Source organism: Mycobacterium sp. GA-1285, from assembly GCF_001499905.1.
Taxonomy (GTDB): domain Bacteria; phylum Actinomycetota; class Actinomycetes; order Mycobacteriales; family Mycobacteriaceae; genus Mycobacterium.
Window position 1 is genome coordinate 1 of record NZ_LQIS01000048.1, and the last position, 873, is coordinate 873.

1 protein-coding gene is annotated in these 873 nt (G+C 66.1%); it reads left to right on the forward strand.

The window, feature by feature from the left end:
- Window positions 1-873 (forward strand): IS5 family transposase gene (locus tag AU193_RS23265; RefSeq protein ID WP_216637291.1). Its coding sequence is split into 2 segments (ribosomal slippage), with 875 coding nucleotides annotated over them: window positions 1-323 and window positions 322-873; the frame shifts between segments, so codons are not numbered across the junction. This gene is flagged as partial in the annotation.

The following is an 873-nucleotide window of genomic DNA, read 5'->3' on the forward strand; positions in this document are numbered from 1 at the left end:
GATGCCCAGTGGGCATTGATCGAGGATCTGTTGCCGGTGCGGACAGGCAAGCGGGGCAGGCCTTTCCAGAATGCCCGCTCGATGGTGGAAGGGATCATCTATCGGTATCGGTGCGGAATCGCCTGGCGCGATGTTCCCGAGGCGTTCGGGCCGTGGCAGTCGATCTGGACCTGGCATCGACGGATGAGCGCCGACGGCACCTGGGACACCGTTTTGGCGCGGTTGCTGGCCGCCGCCGAGGAGGCCGGGATCATCGACTGGGCGGTGGCCGTGGATTCCACGATCGCGCGCGCCCATCAGCACGCCACGAACGTCACCCGCCACACAGGGGGCTGGGTCGAATTACACGAATCCGGGCATCGAGCCGCCTGACCACGGTATCGGCCGCTCACGCGGCGGACTAACCAGCAAGATCCATCATCTCGTCGACGGCCGAGGACGCCCCATGGTGGTGCTCGTGGGCCCTGGCCAGGCCCACGACGGGCCGGTGTTCGAGCATTTGCTCGCGCACTTGAAAGTGGACCGCCGCCGCGGTGGCCGGCCGCGTACTCGTCCCGACCGCGTCCGCGGGGATAGGGCCTATTCCAGCCGCGCGACCCGCACTCGACTACGCCGACGTGGGATCGGCGCGGTGATTCCAGAACCGTCCGATCAGATCGCCCACCGCAAGCGGCGAGGATCGCGCGGTGGCCGACCACCGGCTTTCGACGCCGAGGATTACAAGGGCCGCAACGTCGTTGAACGCAACTTCAACGTCATCAAGCAATGGCGTGGATTAGCCACCCGCTACGACAAACTCGCCATCGTCTACCGCGGCGCAGCAGTCCTACGCGCCATCACCCTCTGGCTACCCCATTTGTCAGACACGCCCTA